At 49.1% G+C, this 18958-nt stretch carries 18 protein-coding genes and 1 pseudogene; 8 read left to right on the forward strand and 11 right to left on the reverse strand.

The window, feature by feature from the left end; translation table 11 throughout:
• Positions 1-14 precede the first annotated feature (14 nt).
• The 5 genes from BUC30_RS04025 to BUC30_RS04045 all read right to left on the reverse strand — a co-directional run bounded on the left by BUC30_RS04025 (position 15) and on the right by BUC30_RS04045 (position 5053).
• A complete protein-coding gene (locus tag BUC30_RS04025) occupies positions 15-2333 on the reverse strand; it encodes a caspase family protein (RefSeq protein ID WP_073423632.1) in 2319 nt (772 codons plus the stop codon).
• Positions 2333-3154 (reverse strand): hypothetical protein, encoded by an 822-nt coding sequence (locus tag BUC30_RS04030; protein ID WP_139260781.1) that lies wholly within the window; start codon positions 3152-3154, stop codon positions 2333-2335. The genes BUC30_RS04025 and BUC30_RS04030 overlap by 1 nt, the downstream gene beginning before the upstream one ends.
• A complete protein-coding gene (locus BUC30_RS04035) occupies positions 3151-3654 on the reverse strand; it encodes an RNA polymerase sigma factor (protein WP_073423634.1) in 504 nt (167 codons plus the stop codon). The genes BUC30_RS04030 and BUC30_RS04035 overlap by 4 nt, the downstream gene beginning before the upstream one ends.
• Positions 3655-3785: 131 nt before the next feature.
• The gene (locus BUC30_RS04040; RefSeq protein ID WP_073423635.1) at positions 3786-4496 is read right to left on the reverse strand and encodes a nitroreductase family protein; all 711 of its coding nucleotides are present in this window, start codon (positions 4494-4496) and stop codon (positions 3786-3788) included.
• A 50-nt stretch (positions 4497-4546) separates the two neighbouring features.
• Positions 4547-5053, reverse strand: coding sequence for a very short patch repair endonuclease (locus BUC30_RS04045; protein WP_073423636.1), 507 nt, complete (start codon positions 5051-5053; stop codon positions 4547-4549).
• Positions 5054-5141: 88 nt separating this feature from the next.
• Between BUC30_RS04045 and pepT the strand changes: the two genes are divergently transcribed.
• The 3 genes from pepT to BUC30_RS04060 all read left to right on the forward strand — a co-directional run bounded on the left by pepT (position 5142) and on the right by BUC30_RS04060 (position 8848).
• Positions 5142-6389, forward strand: coding sequence for a peptidase T (gene pepT, locus BUC30_RS04050; RefSeq protein ID WP_073423637.1), 1248 nt, complete (start codon positions 5142-5144; stop codon positions 6387-6389).
• Between the two features lie 85 nt (positions 6390-6474).
• The gene (locus BUC30_RS04055; protein WP_073423638.1) at positions 6475-8028 is read left to right on the forward strand and encodes an SLC13 family permease; all 1554 of its coding nucleotides are present in this window, start codon (positions 6475-6477) and stop codon (positions 8026-8028) included.
• A gap of 64 nt (positions 8029-8092) precedes the next feature.
• Entirely contained in the window at positions 8093-8848 is a 756-nt protein-coding gene (locus BUC30_RS04060) for a fibrobacter succinogenes major paralogous domain-containing protein (protein WP_073423639.1), read from the forward strand.
• Between the two features lie 91 nt (positions 8849-8939).
• Here the strand turns inward: BUC30_RS04060 and BUC30_RS16480 are convergent, their stop codons facing one another.
• Complete coding sequence (locus BUC30_RS16480) at positions 8940-9884, reverse strand: TolB family protein (protein ID WP_348536612.1); 945 nt, start codon at positions 9882-9884, stop codon at positions 8940-8942.
• Between the two features lie 705 nt (positions 9885-10589).
• Positions 10590-10946: pseudogene (locus BUC30_RS16485) on the reverse strand (Gfo/Idh/MocA family oxidoreductase); the annotation flags it as partial.
• Between the two features lie 150 nt (positions 10947-11096).
• On the opposite strand from BUC30_RS16485, the gene BUC30_RS04070 reads away from it, so the two are divergent.
• Complete coding sequence (locus BUC30_RS04070; RefSeq protein ID WP_073423641.1) at positions 11097-12023, forward strand: ketopantoate reductase family protein; 927 nt, start codon at positions 11097-11099, stop codon at positions 12021-12023.
• A gap of 36 nt (positions 12024-12059) precedes the next feature.
• On the opposite strand, the gene BUC30_RS04075 is transcribed toward BUC30_RS04070, so the two are convergent.
• Positions 12060-12440, reverse strand: coding sequence for a (deoxy)nucleoside triphosphate pyrophosphohydrolase (locus tag BUC30_RS04075; protein ID WP_073423923.1), 381 nt, complete (start codon positions 12438-12440; stop codon positions 12060-12062).
• A 161-nt stretch (positions 12441-12601) separates the two neighbouring features.
• On the opposite strand from BUC30_RS04075, the gene BUC30_RS04080 reads away from it, so the two are divergent.
• Genes BUC30_RS04080 through BUC30_RS04090 form a run of 3 tightly spaced genes read left to right on the forward strand, consistent with a single transcriptional unit; the run spans position 12602 to position 14153 of the window.
• Positions 12602-13144: a glutathione peroxidase gene (locus BUC30_RS04080; protein WP_073423642.1), complete on the forward strand. Its 543-nt coding sequence runs from the start codon at positions 12602-12604 to the stop codon at positions 13142-13144.
• A gap of 8 nt (positions 13145-13152) precedes the next feature.
• Complete coding sequence (locus BUC30_RS04085; protein WP_073423643.1) at positions 13153-13590, forward strand: MarR family winged helix-turn-helix transcriptional regulator; 438 nt, start codon at positions 13153-13155, stop codon at positions 13588-13590.
• On the forward strand, positions 13587-14153 hold the full coding sequence (locus tag BUC30_RS04090; RefSeq protein ID WP_073423644.1) for a low molecular weight protein-tyrosine-phosphatase: 567 nt from the start codon (positions 13587-13589) through the stop codon (positions 14151-14153). The genes BUC30_RS04085 and BUC30_RS04090 overlap by 4 nt, the downstream gene beginning before the upstream one ends.
• Before the next feature lie 83 nt (positions 14154-14236).
• On the opposite strand, the gene BUC30_RS04095 is transcribed toward BUC30_RS04090, so the two are convergent.
• From BUC30_RS04095 to BUC30_RS04105, 3 genes are all read right to left on the reverse strand, one after another.
• A complete protein-coding gene (locus BUC30_RS04095; protein WP_073423645.1) occupies positions 14237-16162 on the reverse strand; it encodes a carbohydrate-binding protein in 1926 nt (641 codons plus the stop codon).
• Positions 16163-16251: 89 nt separating this feature from the next.
• Complete coding sequence (locus BUC30_RS04100) at positions 16252-17034, reverse strand: thioredoxin family protein (RefSeq protein WP_170861497.1); 783 nt, start codon at positions 17032-17034, stop codon at positions 16252-16254.
• Positions 17035-17115: 81 nt separating this feature from the next.
• Positions 17116-17610, reverse strand: a complete 495-nt coding sequence (locus BUC30_RS04105) for a hypothetical protein (RefSeq protein WP_073423647.1) — start codon at positions 17608-17610, stop codon at positions 17116-17118.
• A 360-nt stretch (positions 17611-17970) separates the two neighbouring features.
• On the opposite strand from BUC30_RS04105, the gene BUC30_RS04110 reads away from it, so the two are divergent.
• Positions 17971-18939, forward strand: a complete 969-nt coding sequence (locus BUC30_RS04110) for an ATP-binding protein (RefSeq protein WP_211518001.1) — start codon at positions 17971-17973, stop codon at positions 18937-18939.
• Positions 18940-18958 lie beyond the last annotated feature (19 nt).

Raw genomic sequence — 18958 nt, forward strand, 5'->3', positions numbered from 1 at the left:
ATAGTACAACGTTTTTAGAATCGTCCGATGGTAAAGCCAGCGTAGAATCCCGGCCACCAGCGACCTTTATGGTCTTTGTAGCTCACGTCATCGTGGTAATCGCCAAGCGGTTTGAGCAACAGCTTATTCAAATAGCCTTCGCTCGTCAAGTTCAGCGTTCCACCCACCGAGAGGCCAAAGAACGGGAACAACTGATACACATAGCCAACACGTCCACGATGGTGATACCCAAACTTGCCTTCATCTTTAAGGCGGAATTTGTCGTAGACCGTCAAGAACATGTATTCCAGTTCCCAGTGGCTTCCGTACTGTCCGAATTGCGTACCAATACCAAAGCCATTTTCGTACTTCTTCTCGAATTCGCTAAAGCCAGAGCCCTTCTTGAAGAACCAAGCCCATTCCAAAGCGCTATAGAAGTATGCTGTACCCAAATGGACTGATCCGCCGAGCGCCCCCATTTCGTTGATGTAAGGGGTCACGCTCCACACGCCGTTTCCGACGATGTTGATGATACCGACCGGAGTCTTTTCGCAATGGGCACAGACGTTAACAATACCCCACTGACGGCCAGATTCCTTTGTCGCATAGTTGACAACACCGACTTGGAGCTTGTTGTTCTCGTGAGCAGCATTCACACCGGCAACCACCTGAATATCGCTCTTCTTAGCCGCATTGACACCTGCAGAAACCTGGACATCCGTTTCTTTGGCAACGTTAACACCTGCAACGACTTGCAAATTCGAAGATTCCGCAGCATTCACACCAGCAGTGATCTGCATCTTGGTCGCCTTTGCATAGTTCACGCCCGCGGAAACCTGGAATCCTTTAAGCGTGTCCATCGCCAAGTTTACAACACCGATCTGAGCGCCAGAAGACTTGTCTTTAGTAAAGTTCACTGCCATACCAATCTGCGAACCCGAAAATGAGCCAGCATAGTTTACTGCACTAGAAATCTGCACACCTTCAAAATGCTTTCTCGCCACGTTGATAACCGTCGCCGCTTGCAAGCCATGCATTTCCTTTTTCGCGATATTTGCGATCAAGCTTACCTGCGTACCGAGCATATAATCGTTAGCATGAGTTGTGAGCAAGCCCAACTGCAATCCCTTACGAGGTTCCTTATCACGATTCACGAAATTAAAAGTGGTACGGAAGCGACCATGATGATCCAAGGAATCAAGCGAGCATGCAATCGTATCTCCGCTGGAGCACATTCTATTGCCACCGATTTCACCGCGCAACACAGTCTGTTCGGCCATGACACTCTTGAAATTTTCAGCCGTAATCTTTTCACGCTTGCCGTTCACAAGTTTCACAGAAGCGCCCATGTAATCAAGATCGTGCTGGAGATTCACCGTGTAATTGCCCGGCGGAAGACCTAGACTCATGGCGCGTCCACGCTTTTTGTTGAGTTCTGCAACGAGTTCACCATCGGCATCGCGGATGTACAAGCGACCAGAAACATTTTCATCGACTTCAAGTCCAGCACCAGTCGCACGCAAATCGGTCATCACCACGTCACCCGTACCCGCAAGATTCATGTCGCGGCTCGGATGCTGAGCGCCACCCAGCGTTGTTTCCGTTTTCTGGAGCGTTTCGTTAAATGCAAACTGGTACGCTTCCGAGAGCGTCACGCGGCCATCGCTGCTCAAGTCGCCTGCGCCACGGAGACCGCTCACAAGCGAGTGCGTAAAGAACGAGCCCTTGAGCTTATCACTTTCCTGGCTAGATTCATCTTGCGTGCTGCTCGTGATAAACGCATAGCCCTTCATGTCACTGCTCTGGTCAACCATAAAAGCAGGCACCGCCTTACCGCCCTTCACACGGGTAATTGCACCTGAACCGCAAGCATCAATCACAGCAATTTTCACATCGGCACTGAGCGAGTCAATGCGATTGCGCAAGTCTTTCCAGGCGTAAGTTTCTTCGCCCAAACGGAGACCCTTTTCGTCGGCGTGACCGCTGTAATAGACGAGCACTTCGTCGCGGCCGTTAGACGCTTTATCCTGCAAAATTTTTGCATCGAGATTCGCAAATTCCTTTTGCAAAGCAACAACAGACGGTTCCTTCACGAGAATCACGTTCTGCGGAAGCACGCCACCCATTTCCTTAAGCACTTTGGCAAACGAACGGGCATCACTTTCCGCATAGCGAAGCATCGGACGGCCAGCACCACCGTTATTGGCACTCACGGCAACAACATAGCGATTGATACGACCCTCTGTCGTCGCATTTGCGGCATTCGCATTAGATGCAAAAACCAACAAAATGAGCATAAACGCAAAAGACAAACCAGACAACACCCCAAAAGCCTTATTCGAAATCATAAACATTATTTACCCGCCTTCTTGAGAGTAAAACCAATCACCTTCACGTCGCTTCTCTTGAGCAACTTATCGACATCATTTTCTTCAACCGCAAACTCCTTGGGAGAAGTCACGAAGAAGAACTTTTCAAAGTACGGAGCATCATCAAGCTTGTACGCAAACGGGAGCGAATTCATCTTGCCCGGAGCAAGTTCAATCGCCTTCACGCCATTGCCCATGTGGAGAGTCAGAGCGCCATTGCCGTCCATGCTAAAAAGGAGTCCAAAGCATTTCTCAGGAACGGCATAGCGCAACTGGATTTCATCACCTTCGCCGACAGAATCAAGATCGTTCAGCTGGACAATCCCGGCAGGCGTCTTCTTCCAGACTTCCATGCGGGCGTCGAGTCCCTTGATTCGCGTATCGGATTCATTTTCGGCAAGCGCAACCTGCGTATTTTGCGAGCCATTGACATTAGCGACATCGCTACCCACACGTTCGTTCATCACGGAAGTTTCGCTTTGGGCAAAGAACGCCACCAATGCAACCGCAAAAACGAACATAGCCGCAGCCGCAAATTTCACGAGCGTAAAGCGCGCCGCATTTTTCGCAACATTTTTCGCGGCATTTTTCGCAGCAGTCCCAGCAGTTTCCGTTACCGTTCCAAGATTCGCGGCAAGCGTTTCAAACGGCAACTTGCTCAAAATCGCCTTGTTGTCTTCACGGAGCATTTTTACGCGATTTGCAAATACCGCATCATTCGCTTCAAGCTCGCGAAGCTTATTCATTTCTTCTTCCGGCAAATCGCCAGTCAGGAATCGTTCTAATTTCCAATCGGGAATCATCACTGAACCTCCAGAGTTTTAACTTTGGCCTGTAACCCGCGCAAACGCTTGCGCACACCGCTTACCGAGAGCCCCACTTCACGGGCAGTCTCTTCGAGCGTCATTCCATCGACAAAATGGAGGACTGCCATTGTGCGGCTAGATTCGGGTTCCTTCGAAAAGAGCTTTGCCAGCACATTTTTCGTTTCGTAATCGTCATGCTCGTCTTCGGCACAGGCGATGCTCAAAAGCAGGCTAGAAGAATCTACGTCAAGTCCACGACGGCGCTTGTCACGAATGCGGTTGAGGCAAAGTCTCGTTGCCGTATTCCACAAAAGGCTGCTCGGCGATTCCATATCCAGGCGTTCCGATGCAGAGTAAATCCGCAAAAAAACGTCTTGCATGAGGTCGCAAGCTTCAGCGTCATCGCGAAGGAGTTGCAGGCAGCGCCTATAGACCATAGGCGCGTACTTCTCGTAAATCTTTGCAAATCCTGCTTTTTTTAAGGTTTCTAGGCTTTTCACGTTTATGTAACACCGGAGGTATTCAAAAGTGTTACCATAAAATTTAAAAATTTTGAATTATTCTCTATAAATAAGAAGTCGATCCCGGCACAAGGCCGGGATGACAATGCAATGCGGCCGGGATGACAGCGCTAAATCGTGTCTGAACTGCGCAAAGTTTGCATGGAACGACGGAAAATTTCCTTGCCAGAGCCAATTTCAAAGAAATACTTGAAAATTCCAAGATCGACCTTGCTAAAAAAGCCCAAACGCTTCTCCGCAAAAACGCGGCCACTTTCGTCAACGGTAAATTTAGCCTTGAACTGGTTCAAAGCCGACGGCGCAAGCATCACGCAGTCAATCCCCTTCTTAAACCAATCCGGAGATTGATCGTAATCCGGCGCGATTCGCGTCACAGGCTTCATCGGGTGCTGCACGCCCTGCGTCTCGCCATACCCAATTGCAATCACGAGCTCCAGCTTTTCGCCATCGTCAATTTCAATCGTCGGAGTTTTCTTGAACGTAAGCCCGACCACGCAAGTATTGAGCCCAATCATCTGCGCCAAAAGCACAATATCGGCAGTCGCATACCCCACGCGTTCATCGAGCGAAGCTTCGCACCCAGCCACAGACTTTTGACCCGCAATCGCAATGTAATTTTTCACATTCCGAAACGATCCGTAATGCGCCAAGCGACCGCTAAATGCCACATCATCATTCAAAACAAGCTGCATGTGGAGTGCAAAGTTTTCATTCAACCGACGAATCCGCGACTGCAATTCTTCGACTTGCTCCTTAGTCAAAGGCGTCAAAGCATACCTACGCACAGAATGTCGTGCTAAAACAGCCTCTTCAATAGTCATAAATTCTCCTTCTCAAAAGCTCCCAAGAATTACTATTCTAAACTACAATTTTACAGCTCAATTGTCTCGTCATCACTCTTGATAAAATCAATTAAGCGCTCCAACGTGAGGGCTGCCCCCATATTCCCCGCATCGGCAACACCTTCTACACGCAAGGAACACTCCCAGACAATCGCCACGCGATACCCCAAGAGCGAAAGTTCGTGTTGCGTTTTAATGTCGCGCACAATGTTGCGGTCGAACTTGTCGTTCCAAAATGCAGAATTCGACTTCGGGCGGCTCGTGAGCTTGCAACCGTGCTGGTGCCAGAAACACCCGTTCACAAAAACCGCAACCCCATACCTTTGTACGAAAATATCCGGCGTCCCCGGCAAATCCCGACGGTGGAGCCGATAGCGGAAACCAGCCTCAAAGAGCGCCTTGCGCACAATCATCTCGGGCTTTGTATCCTCCGAATGGACCGCCTGCATCATCTGCGAGCGAGTCATCGGCTTGCGAGACCTGCGCCTTTTTGCCGCCTTTTTCTTGGCACTCGATTTTTTTGAAACTTTATCCACTATCGTGTTCCCAATTACATTAAAAAAGATAAATTTAATTGCAGAATGAAATCGCAAGTTATTTTGATTTTTTAATAGCAGGCACAAAATGAAAGTCCAAGACCGCTTTTTAAAATACGTGAGCTTCACCACCACCTCCGACGAAGAGAGCGAAAGTTGCCCGAGCACCAAGCAACAACTTGAACTCGCCAAGTTCTTGACCGAGGAACTTGAACAAATTGGACTTTCACAAGTGAAGATGGACGAGAACGGCTACGTCTACGGACTCCTGCCCGCCACCGAAGGCCGCGAAAGCGACACGCCTATTGGATTCATTAGCCACATGGACACGTCACCAGATTTTTCGGGGGTGAACCCGAAACCGCAAATCATCGAAGATTACGATGGTGAAGATGTACCCCTCAAGGGCTCGGGATCTGTGCTCAAGGTCGAAGACTTCCCCACGCTCAAATGGCTCAAGGGCCGCACGCTCATCACGACCGACGGCACAACGCTCCTCGGCGCCGACGACAAGGCAGGCATTGCCGAAATCGTGACCGCCATGGAAGAGCTCATCGAAATCGACCGCCACGCCGAAAGCCGCGGCTACGAGAACCTATCCGGCCACGGCGACATCTGGGTCTGCTTCACGCCAGACGAAGAAATCGGACGCGGCGCCGACCGCTTGGACTTGAGCTATTTCACGGCTAAATACGCCTACACCGTCGACGGCGGATACGAAGGCGACATCGCTTACGAAAACTTCAACGCCGCAAGTGCCACCTTCAAGATTCACGGCAAGGGCGTGCATCCCGGCGAGGCTAAGGGTATCATGAAAAACGCAAGCCTCATGGCCGTCGAAATTGCGATGGCGCTCCCCGAAAACGAAACACCCGCCACCACCGAAGGCCGCGAAGGATTCTACCACCTGACCGACATGCAAGGCGACGTGACCGAAGCGACACTCAGCTACATCGTCCGCGACCACGACCAGACGCGATTTGAAGAACGCCAGGAATTCCTGCGCGAAATCGCCAAAAAGTTTAACGAAAAATTCGGCGAAGGCTCTATCGAGCTCGAGATCAAGCATTCCTACAGCAACATGCTGCAGATTATCGAAAAAACGCCCGAAGTCCTTGAACGCGCCCGCACAGCCATCGCCGCCGAAAACATCACGCCGGTAAGCGACCCTGTGCGCGGTGGCACCGACGGCGCCAAGCTCAGCTTTATGGGACTCCCCTGCCCGAATCTCGGCACGGGCGGCTACGGCTATCACGGTCCCTTCGAACACGTGACCGTCGAAGGCATGGAAACAGTCGTCCGCATCATCAAGAGAATCGCCACCAGCAGGGGTTAAAAGCCCCGAAATCATTCCAATTTGAAATAATTAGCCGTTTGAAATCCTTGTAATATTATTATAGATTTCCCCGATGGAGGGAAGAATGTTACAAGGTTTACTTTCTTTTGAACTATTGGGACTCTCGGGGAATGCGTGGTTCACAATTGCTGTAATCCTCGCGCTTTTTGCGTCCATGATGTTTTCAAAATTGCGCACCGACCTCATCTTTGTCGCCGCCATGTCCGCTTTATTCATAAGCGGAGTCCTTGATGTCAAGAGCGCATTTGGCGGTTTCTGCGCACCGTCCGTCCTCGTTATCGGCGTCCTTTTCGCAGTCATTGCAGGCCTCAACCAGACTGGCGTTTTAAACTGGATTGTCAAGCACCTGATGGGCACCCCAAAAACTCTCACGGGAGCCATCACGCGCCTCATGCTCCCCGTTGCCCTTTTAAGTTCTCTCCTCACCAACACGACCATCGTCGCCTTGTTCATCAACATCGTGAAGATTTGGTCCAAAAAGCTCGGCATTTCGCCGTCCAAGCTATTGATTCCGCTCAGTTACGCATCTGGAATGGGCGGCATCTGCACCTTGATCGGAACTCCGCCAAACCTCATTATTTCAGGGCTCTACACCGACGCGACCGGCATCCATCTCGGGATTTTCACGACAACGATTTGCGGGCTATTCTGCCTTGCTGTTGGCATTTTGTCTGTCATCGCACTGCAGAAGCTCCTCCCCGAACGCAAGTCCCCGTTAAGCGGGCTCAGCGATGACGAAATGACACTCGAACTCTGCGTGCCCTCAAAGCATAACTTTATCGGTATGACTTTGCGAGAAATCTACGACAGCAATCCGCGCGGTTTCGAGAAAGACAAGAACGGCATTCTCGCCATCCGCCGTTTCGATAACGAAGTCGAAGTTGCCACCCCCGATTCCATCATCATGGGCGCAGACCACATCATCGTATCGGGCAAGGCGGAGCAACTCCAGTGGATTTGCAACAACCTCAACTTGAAAAACGAGCATCTGGAAGGCGTCATTGAAAACGCAGCCGTCGGAAAAAAATTTGGAAAGAAAACCGTTATTTCCGCAGCAATCATGATTGCCATGGTGCTCCTTTCGGCATTTAACATAATGCCGTTACTTTCGTCTTGCTTACTCGCTGCCGCAGCCATGATCCTTTTCCGTTGCTGTTCAAGCACGCAAGCAATGAACGCCATCAACTGGGAAATCATCATCGTTTTTGCAGGAAGCATTTGCCTTGGCAAAGCGCTTGAAATCACCGGTGTCGCCTCAAAAATCGCAAACAGCATTTTGAGCGTGAGCGGAAGCAACCCCTACATTACACTTGCCATCATGTGCGTTGTCGCGACTTTTATTACCGAATTCATCAGCAACACAGCAGCCGCAGCATTGTTCTGCCCCATTGCATTGAGCGCCGCGAGCGCCCTTGGCGTGAACCAGCTCACATTCTGTATCGCACTCATGATTGCCGCAAGCAGTAGCTTTGCCACCCCGATTGGCTCCCCCACCCACATGCTCGTTTACGGCCCGGGCGGTTACCATTTTACAGATTTTGTTAAAATCGGCCTTCCGATGAATTTTATCATCCTAGCCGCAAATATATTTATAACAACTTTGATTTTTCCCTTTTAATAATATAAGTTAAAGTTATCAGTTTCATCAAAAAAGATTATACATTAAACATACGGAGGTTCATATGCATATTTCATTCATCATATTCAATATCTTTGTTCTCATTGTCATCGTCGTCGCTGCATACGCCCTAGGGCGTAGAATCAGCAAGGAATCCAAGCAGAATGCGCCCGAAGCCTTGAACCATACGCCTTACGACGACTGCATCAAGGAAAACGAAGCCAAGTTCAAGTACGGGACATTCACGGACGCCCGCGATGGCGAAACGTACCGCACCATTCAAATCGGAAACCAGGTCTGGATGGCAGAAAACCTGCGTTTCAAGACCGACGGTAGCTACGCTCCGAACAACGAAGAATCGAACGTTGCAAAGTTCGGTCGTTTGTACACATGGACAAAGGCTTTGGACATTCCCGATGAATACGCTGAACAGTCTACGGCAAAAGACATCGAGATGTACAACAAAATCAAGGACAAGAACTACAAGGGCATTGCCCCAGAAGGTTGGCATATTCCGAGCAACAAGGAATGGGAACAACTCCTCAGCAATATTGACGCAAAGTCCGATGGTGGTGAGTTGCGCGGCAAATTCATGTGGAAGAACAAAGGTAAGGATACGTTCGGATTCTTTGCGCTCCCGGCGGGTTACCGCTTTGACAACGGCAACTTCTGCCATTTCAGCAGACGCGCCCGTTTCTGGAGCAAGGATGAATACGGCAAGGCTAACGCATTCCGCCTGAGCATTACCAACAATTCCGTTGATATCGAAGGCGTGTACAGATCCGACGCACTTTCGATCCGCTGTGTGAAGAACGTGTAATTGACGGCGAAGCCTATACAAAAGTCCCTCACGAGTATTCGCGAGGGCTTTTTGTGTTTTTGTAAGTGCGTTTCCGTTCCGAGGAGGGGTGTTAGTTGGATGAATCGTTGCCGTGAACGTAACTTACAAAAGCAAAGCGTTTGCTGTCGGGAGCCCAGGAATTGACATTGATAGTTCCTTGACCGCCGAAGAGTTTAAGAATCGTTTGCGGTGCAGACCAAGAATCTGCAGGGGATGCGCAATTCGATTCTACAGGGAGTGCGCGGTGCATCAAGCGGAGTTCCACATTTTTGTTAGGCACATGCTCGCCCGGGCGCACATCCGTTTCTGTGTACGCCACCATCACAACCTTTTGACGGTCCGGCGAAATATGCGGGAACCAGGTATTCCAATGCAAGTCATGCGTCATCTGCGTTTGTTCGGAGCCATCCGCCTTCATGCAGAATGCCTGCATGCGTCCAGAGCGCTCAGAATTAAACCAGATATATTCGCCATTGCAATCATATTCAGGACCGTCATTCAGTCCAAATGCAGTCGTGAGACGAGTTTCGTTACCGCCCGCCGCCGGAATTGTGTAAATGTCATACGAGCCGTTGCGTTCGGCACAGTACGCAAGCGTTTTTCCGTCAGGCGTGATTCCATGCAAATAGCTTGGCGCAAGGGGCGTCACCAATCGCGGTTCGCGGCCATCAAAATAAATCTTGTAAATGCGGGAAAGGCCGTCTTCTTTGGTGTGGTGGCTCACGTAAACGCCACTACCATCCGGATCAAGAACGTGGTCATTATTGCAGTTATCCACATAATGACTTTCGATTTCTGTCACCTCACCTGTCGCAAGCGCGTACTTGAATATGCGACCGTTGCTATTGTACGTGAGGAACGCTCCGTCAGCGCTCCAGTTCGGCGCTTCAATCACGCAGTCGAATTCCTTGAGAACTTTTGCTTCGCCAGTTTCGATATCGAACACTTGCAAAATAGACTTGTCGCCGCTACGATTCCATGTTTCACTAGGAGAAACTTCAAACGTGTAACTCACGCCAAACTGCTCGCGAATTTTGTCCATGAGCGTCATGAATTCCATCGTTTTGGCATGAGTCATTTCCGGGCGCTCCCAAATAATTTGTTTTGAGAGTGAGCGAGGAGCCGAGAGGTCGCAAATTTCGTGCCGGAACTGTGCGGGATTTTCAATCGCTTCCTTGCATGCAAGGACTTCGTATTCGTAGCAGTTGCAGAGACGCGAAGGCTCAACGGTTTCAACGACATTTCCGGCATCATCAAGCAATTCCAGTTTCACCATATCATTCAAGTTCTGCACACGGATTTGCCCAGCCGTTCCGTAAATCACGCCCTCGTTATGCGTCGGCGAGACCATCGATGTCTTAAGATATGCTTTTTGGCCGTTTTCGTACGTGAGATTTATCCAGTCGCTCGCATCCACGCCCGTCTTGAACTTGACGCATCTGCAATCCATCGATGTAATTTCGTTGCGGACGAAATTGCCATCAGAAGTTTCGCGTGTGCCAAGGAACAAGTCCGCAAACGTAAGGCTGTAAATACCGATATCCAAAAGCGCACCGCCCGCAAGCGCAGGGTCATGCATACGGTCCCTATCGCTAAGTTTCATCGAGAAATCAGCTTCAACCGATTCAACATTCCCGACGCGACCGTCGCGAATCCAGCTACGAATCGTCTCTAGCGCAGGCAAGAATCGCGTCCACATCGCTTCGCACAAAAAGACGCCCTTATCATGCGCGAGCGAAATCACTTCTGCCGCAAGTTTTGCATTCGCCGTAAAAGCCTTTTCGACAAGAATATTTCGGCCATGTTCAATACAAAGTTTTGCAAATTCATGATGGTGCGAGTGTGGCGTCGCAATATAAATCAAATCGATTGCAGAATCCGCAACAAGTTCCTCGTAACTGCCATACGCTTTTCCAAAGCCATATTCCTTGGCAAAAGCAGTCGCCTTTTCCAAATCGCGGGAAGCCACGGCGTAGCATTCTACGCCCATCCCCTGATTTTCCAAAGTTTTTACAGCAGCGGCCATCTTTGTCGCAATATGACCACACCCAAGAATCGCAAACTTCAAATTTTTCATACCATAAATATAAATCGCTCGCGCCCAAAACCGCCAAAAAATTTTGCACCCCCTGTTTACCGCTGTAGCCGATGCAAAGGGAACGAGCGACCTACTGCACAAGCGCCGCCTTTACCGCCAAGCACCCTAGAATTTGATATATTTCTCACCATGAAGCAGATTGAAACAGTTGCAGTTGTGGGTCTCGGGGCTGTCGGTGCCGTTGTGGCAGAACAACTCTTGAGCGTTCTCGGGAACAAGCTTTATTGCGTGATGGATGCCGAACGCAAGGCGCGCTATCAGGCAAGCGGAATCGTCATCAACGGGAAAAAGGCGGACTTCAACTTTGTCACGCCGGACGAAGTCCCGGTCGTTGACCTTGTGATTTTTGCGACCAAGAATTTGCAATTCAACGAAGCGCTAGCAGAAGCGAAAAATGCAGTCGGACCGAACACAGCGTTACTTTCGCTTTTGAACGGAGTGCATTCCGAAACAGAAATCGAGCGCGTTTACGGTGCAGAAAAGACGTTGTACGGATTCATCGTCAATTTGCAGTCCATCAACAAGCACGGGAACATTGACTGTGCTGGCCGAGGCATCATCCTCTTTGGTGAAAAAGACAACCACCGTTCCGAACGTATCGAAGCCATCCACCAGCTTTTTGAAACAGCGCACATCGTCCACAAGATTCCAGAAAACATCCGCTTGGAAATGTGGAAAAAACTCTTGATGAACACGGTGTTCAATTCAATCGGAGCCATTTGCCGTTCGACATTTGCGGGTTTCAATTTCCCGGTGATGCAATCGCTTGTGCGTAAAATTGGGAACGAAGTCATTCATGTAGCAAACGCCGAAGGCTTTGCGCTTACAAACGAAGATCTTGAAGAAAACCTGCGACTCACATGCAACTACACACCGCTCGGCAAGTGTTCCATGCTGCAAGATATCGAGGCCGGACGCAAAACGGAGAACGCGTATTTCTGCGGAACCATCACTAAGCTCGGGAAGGCTCACGGGATTCCGACGCCCTACTGCGAATTCTTAGGCGAACTCCTCGAAGGGACCGAACTCGCGAGAAGTCTCATTAAGGAAAGCTAGACAAGATGGCGATCCCGGAATAAATCCGGGATGACTCTACAAAAGATGTTTTACGACTTCCACGTCAGCGGGGAGCCAGCTGACAGTGTTTAAGTTTGTGCGGTCAAGCCATTTGGCGTCTTCATGTTCCAGGAGTTTCGGCTTGCAGCCTGCAGCGAGCGAGCAATAAAAGCAATGCATCGTCAGGTGAAATTTCGGGTAATCGTATTCCACCGTGCAAATTTTTTCGCCAACATTTACTTCAATGGCGAGCTCTTCCTGAAGTTCGCGAACGAGCGCCTGTTCCGGAGTTTCACCCGGTTCCATCTTGCCGCCCGGAAATTCCCAGCCATCTTTTTGGTCGCCATACCCACGCTGCGTGGCAAAAATGCGCCCGCCATCTACGATAACACCTGCGACAACTTCTATCGATTTCATGGTGTAAAATGTAGAAATAACAAGATTTAGCGTCAAAAATTGCCTAAAATCACAATAATTCTGCTTATAAGAATTTTTTATAGCAAAAACTATTGACTTTTCAAATTAAATTTTATAAAATTTAATTGTGTAAAATAAAACAGTGTATATGGAGAAAAATTATGACAATCTACGACTTCACACTTACCGATGGTAAAGGCAACGAAGTTCCACTCTCTAAATTCAAGGGCCAAGTCATGCTCATCGTGAACACGGCGACCGGCTGCGGATTCACCCCGCATTACAAGCCGATTGAAAAGATGTACACAGACTTCCACGACAAGGGCTTCGAAGTCATCGACATTCCGTGCAACCAGTTCATGAACCAGACCCCAGGCTCTGACGAAGAAATCCATGAATTCTGCACGCTCAAGTACGGCACCACGTTCCCGCAGATGAAAAAGTCTGACGTGAACGGACCCAACGAGCTCCCGCTTTACACCTACCTGAAATCCAAAATGGGCTTTGAAGGTTTTGGATTCGGCGTCAAGGCGGCAGCAATGGCCATGCTTCTGAAGAAGATCGACAAGGATTACAAGAACAATCCTGATATCAAGTGGAACTTCACAAAGTTCGTCATCGACCGCGCAGGCAACGTTGTCGCCCGTTTTGAACCCACTGCCAAAATGGAGGACGTACGTTCTTGCGTTGAAAAACTACTTTAGGAGGTGCAATGATTTGTCCTCAACTAAAACTTGAAAATCAACTATGCTTTCCGTTGTATGCAGTATCCAAGGAAATCACGCGTCGTTACGCGCCATTCCTGGAGCCGCTCGACCTCACCTACACGCAGTACATCGTGATGCTCGTGTTGTGGGAAGAGAAAAAATGTAACGTCACTGAACTCGGACAAAAGCTCTACCTCGATTCGGGAACGCTCACACCGCTCCTGAAAAAGCTCGAGAGCAAAGGCTACATCACGCGCACCCGCGAAGCAAGCGACGAGCGTTGCCTTTCGGTAAGCCTGACCGATGAAGGTGAAAAGTTGCAGCACAAAGCAGCGAGCGTTCCTAAGTCCATGGCAAGTTGTGTAAACTTGTCAGAAGACGAAGCAAAGTCGCTTTACAGCACGCTTTACAAAATCTTGGAAAGCCTTAGGAAAGACGCATGATAAAAATCTTGTTCGTATGTCACGGGAACATTTGCCGTAGCCCGATGGCAGAATTTGTAATGAAAAAGTTGGTACGCGACATTAGTTCGTCCGCAAAACAAGTCACGACGAACACAGCGTTAACCGCCGCAGACTTCGAGATAGCATCTGCAGCGACAAGCACCGAAGAAATCGGAAATCCGGTGTACCCGCCCGCAAGGCGCATGCTCGCCAGTCACGGAATCGACTGTAGCGGAAAAACGGCCCGACAAATGACCGTCGCTGACTACAACCATTACGACTACATCGTGCTCATGGATCAAAATAACCTGCGGAATCTCCGTTGGATTTTACCCCGTGACATTTACGAACGAGAACTCGCACAGTATCAAGAAGCCCGAGAACCTACACAGAAACAAGATGCGCGTGATTCCCGAGCTCACAAAGTTTCACTCCTCATGGATTGGGCGGGCAAAAACCGCGACGTTGCAGATCCCTGGTACACAGGCGATTTCGAAGCCACCTGGCAAGACGTCAACGAAGGCTGTACCGCCTTGCTACAGCACATTTTGAAAAATTCATAGACTCCTACAAAGAAGCCGGCTCCATAAGGAACCGGCTTTTTGGCGCAAGTTTTAAACAAACTTTAGCGAATAAAGTTTTTAACCTATTTCACCGAAATTCGCAACATTTTTCCGCCCGTTTGAGGCTTTGCAATGTAGGTTCCAGGGCGCTTCACCGTAGCTGAAATTTTTGAGCGCAAACTTTCGGAGCCGAACGCATTCAATTTTGCAACAAGGCGACCTTGCATATCGAACACATCATAACTAGCCTCATGCGGAACAGCGTGCAGCGTAGGCTTTCCAATCGCAATCGTCTTTTCGCTTTCAAAGTTCAGCCAGTCGATATTGACGTAGTTTCCGACAATTTCAAGCTTGAGCACATGCTCGCCCGCCAAAAGGCTCACCTTCCCGGCATCGACCGTCGAATAAGTTTCCCAGTCCGCGCCTTGCGGGAACGCGACATTGTCCAAGGCGACCTTGCCATCGACATACAGCTTCACGCCCGTATTTTCCGAAGAAGTCGCATAGCGGACTGAAACCGCGTAATCTTCTTTTTCAGCAACCTTCACAGTGTACTCAAGCCATTCACCCTCTTGCGTGTAACCAACGGCATAGCCATCGCCGGCCTTCACGATATCAACAGCGTCTTCGCGATATTCACCACCCTTGTTGTCATCATCCAAATCAAGATAAGCCTTGCCCGAACCGCCTACATCGTAATTTTCGACTTCGAGTTTACCAGGAATCTCCATAGCCGTATCCTTGTAAGGGGCTTGCGGAATAATCGGCGTGATATACACACGATAGCCATACTTTGTATTCGTGATATTTACAGGCACCGTAATCTTTCCGCCACTAACATCGTAATCCTTATTTGATACAGTCGTGGTCGAAGGCACAGCCTTGTCCTTATTTTCCCATACAACATATTCTACAGAGACATTTACCTGACTGCCAAATTCTGCAGGGATGCCCGAAATATTCACATTCACATCGCCCTTGGTGTTGCCGCCAAGCACGATACTTGCAAAGCCCTTCTTCTTGTCGAGAGCGGCAAAACCGTCCACGCCATCGCTCTTGTCGTTCGGCGGGGTCACTTTAGCCATGTAACCGCTCATGTCGCCATACCACTTATAAAGCCACCAGCCGCCACCACGTTCATTGTCCTTGGTGAGAAGGCTCCCCAAACGACCTGGAAGCGGTACAAACCACCAGGAAATCATTGCGCTTTCGACGCCGTGACGTTCAAACTTTGCAATAAACGGCACCGACAAACCCGGGCAACCTTCTTCGGAATGCTCCGTCGAAGAATATTCGTTGATGCTCAGCGGACGCGGAGTCACGTTATACTTTTTTTCAAGCGCGCGGTAGGTTTCGACAGCTCCAACAAAGCCACCACTCCCCCACTGGTGCCAGCTCACGACATCGGGCAAGCAGTTATTCTGTGCACAATACTTGATAAATGCTTCCATTTGTGAAGCGTGGTAGAAAGAGTACGAAGGGCCGATAATCTTTGCACCAGGGTCCATCTGCCGAATCAAATCGTAAGTCTGTTTCCAGAGACCGGAATTGAAGTCGATATTCGATTTCCAAGTGTCATTCGGCTCGTTCCAGATTTCGTAACCGTCAAAATTCTTGTTGTTTGATTTAAGCTTGTCGTTGATGACCGATTTTACTTCATTTTTCCAGTGGTCCATATTCTGGAACTTGTACGGCCATCCCGGCAAAACGTCAGCAAGGCGAATCTGAATTTTCGCACCAATGCTTTCGACACGGGGAGCCACAAGGAAAGCCCCACCAATCGGCTGTTGGCGACCGTTACCGCTGCGCGCCGGAGAAAGGAACACGTTCGGCTTGAGCGGGGCGACATCACGCTCGATATTGCTCGGAAGACTCTCAGTAAGGCCATAAAGCGAGCCCGTCGCCACATGCGTCACCGGCTTGATGCTATCGCCAAGACTTACACCCAGATTCACCGCGGCCTGAGAAGCAGAAACCGCCAAAAATAAAAAGAGAAATTTGTTTTTCATACCACATCCTTTTTACCACAATAAAAAATACCCCCATAAAGGGGGTATTTCACAGCAATTTGAGCGTTTTTATTGTCGGAATGACAAAACTACTTGCAAGTAAAACCTTGCAATTCAAGCCCAGCACGCATTTCGCCATAAGTCGAAGTGCGCTTCATGTCCATCGCCTTCATAAACCGGCAATCGTTGTCAATATGCATCTGGAACCCCGTCATCGTCGGGGCCACCTCGCCCTTGCCACTCGCGCGGATATGTTCCATCATCTGGTCGCGCTTGTCGAACTGCTCCAGCGGCACAAACACATCCGTCACGATATCAACATTTTCAATTTCTGAATCGCCGAACACAAACGAAATCGTCACAAGATTCTTGAGTCCATTGAACTGGCCATCCACCTTGCAGACAAGATTCTTGTGCGCATTTTTCTTTTTCGGTTTGCTCTTCGCCTTTTGCGTTGCATTCGGCTTCGGCGTGTAATCCAAAGCGCTCAGAAGCTCCGGTTCCTTGATGACGCCCACACGCTGGTTGATAATGCGACCATCCTTGATGAAAAAGAACGTCGGAAACGCCTGAATCGGGAGCGTATTCTTGATTTTCTCGATATTAGGCTCGTCAATCCCGATAGACGCAATCTTGATATCGCTGTAATTTTTCGCAATACCGATAAGCGTCGGAATCATGACAAGGCACGGCGGGCAGCTCGTCGACGAAACTTCAAGAATCACAGGCTTCTTGGATTGCAGAATTTCCTTTTCGAAATTGTCATCGTTGATTTTAACGATTTTAATATCTTCGGACGCCCCCGCCGCAAGAACCGCAGACACAACAAAGATAGCGACCTTCATCGCCAAATTTTTTCTAAAACCGTTCATTTTCGTTTCCTTAGGTTTGATGACAAGATACAAAAAAGCCGACCCTGCGGCCGACTTTTCCATCCATTCTAAAGATTTAGATTACTTTGCGCAACCCGTGCCGAGAGTCCCCATCATCACACTCACACACTGGGCTTCTATCGCCGCCGCTTCTGCACTGCCTGCCGGATATTCAAGGCATTCGCCAAAGACACCCGGGACATCGCAAGAAACCATCGCGCCCGTTGCCGGAGTATCAGTAGTGGGCGTGCCTGTAGCAGGCGTATCAGTTGCAGGAGGATTCGTGGCCGGAGCTGCATTTTCGCAACCCGCCACAGGATTGCCCAAAGTCTGCATATCCCACTGGGCGCCGTTGCACTGGGCCAATTCAGAATAACCCGTGACAACGACCGTTGCGCACTTGTTCACAGTCTGGGAGCAAGTATAGTTGTTGTCCAGATCAAAGAACTTTTCAACACTCGCCGGGAGCGTATCCTGTTTCGGACTTGCGGCCGGAGCGTTGGGGGAACTGTCGTCACTACAGGCAACAAACGAAGCCATAGCAAAGGCAGCAATAGGAAGAATCAGTTTTCTCATAATGTGTACTCCTTAAAATAATTGGTAGGGATAAACTATAAAAAATACGAACAAAAAACAACAGATAAAAGAATATTACGTTCGTATTCAGTATCACCGGAGGGGTACAAAATCTCTACGACGCGAAGTCAATCCAATCCAAATACATCATCCTGATGTTCAACGGATTTTTCCATTATGGGTTTCTCTGTAAGAACAGGCGCGGGCGACCATATCGTCAATTTGGGCGAAGCGCTGAAGTCGATATACGAAACTTGCAGTCCATGTGGGCGTTGGTCGTAAGCTTGACATGAACTGCGAGGACCTGAGACCACCCTGGGCGGGGGATGCGTCGAGGCGCCCAAGTTGAGGAAAAAATGTGTGAAAAACAACACTAGGAAGAACAATTATCTGTTCATCGATGAAGTACAACTTTGCAATTCGTTCGAGAAGGCCTTGAATAGCCTGCACGCTACGGAAAAATACGACATATATGTGACAGGGTCGAATGCATTTTTGCTCAGCAGCGATTTAGCCACGCTTTTTACCGGAAGAACTTTTGAAATCCAGGTGTTCCCGTTTTCTTTTGCCGAGTACGTGAAATACTATAAGCCCAAGAACCCGGAAGCGTCTTTTGATGCGTATCTAAAAGAAGGCGGTATGGCGGGCGCGTTCTTGTACAAAACGGAAAATGAAAAATTCCGTTATGTGAACGAAGACGTCTTTAGCACTCTCGTCATTCGCGATATCGTAAAAAAATACAAGATTCGAAACAAGGTTTTTCTTGAAAAACTGATAGATTTCTTGATGAACAATGTCGGCAATATAACATCCACCCGAAACATAGCCAAAGCCATAACTGCGACTGGGGATACAACGAACCATAAGACCATCGGCTCCTATATAGACTACTTATGCAAGGCGTTCGCATTCTATAAGATTAGAAGATACGACATTCGCGGGAAAAAGTATTTGGCGACGGAAGACAAGTTTTACTTGTGTGACCATTCGTTCCGCTACGCAAGACTTGGTACGCGAAACATGGATTATGGGCACATGTACGAAAATATGGTTGCCATGGAATTGCTACGGCGAGGGTATCAGCTCTATGTTGGAGTGCTATTCAAAAAAGAAATAGATTTTGTGGCGATGAAGCACGACGAGAAATTGTATATCCAGGTGTCCGACGATATTTCTGGCGACAGCACTTTTAGGCGAGAAACGGACCCGTTGCTGCGTATTAACGATGCTTATCCCAAGATGTTACTTGCGAGGACGAATCACGAAGCATACCAATACGAAGGCATAAAGGTATTGGATATTTCTCGATGGCTTTTGGGGAAAGAATAGTCATTTCGTAAAGCATTCC

The sequence above is a fragment of the Fibrobacter sp. UWB7 genome (genome assembly GCF_900142945.1).
In the GTDB taxonomy this organism is placed as follows: domain Bacteria; phylum Fibrobacterota; class Fibrobacteria; order Fibrobacterales; family Fibrobacteraceae; genus Fibrobacter.